This is a genomic window from Leptotrichia sp. OH3620_COT-345, assembly GCF_003932895.1.
Lineage (GTDB): Bacteria > Fusobacteriota > Fusobacteriia > Fusobacteriales > Leptotrichiaceae > Pseudoleptotrichia.
Window position 1 is genome coordinate 1 of record NZ_RQYW01000224.1, and the last position, 225, is coordinate 225.

Consider the following 225-nt stretch of genomic DNA (forward strand, 5'->3'; position numbering starts at 1 on the left):
GTTATTTTTAATGACAGGGATACTGGTGTTGTCATCAGTAAGTTATTCAGCACCACAAAAAAGTTTAGCTGAAAGTCTGAATGCAATAGAAGCAAAATTTAATGATCTTCTTGAAAAGGAAGCACAGAAGAAAAGAGAATTTGAAGCACAGAAAGTACAGCTTGAAGCTGAAGTGGAAGATTTGAAATCAAAAGAGCAGGGAAAGGAGAAAGTATTTGAGAAACT

1 pseudogene is annotated in these 225 nt (G+C 34.7%); it reads left to right on the plus strand.

The features are described from left to right. A pseudogene (locus EII29_RS11855) lies at positions 1-225 on the plus strand (hypothetical protein); the annotation flags it as partial.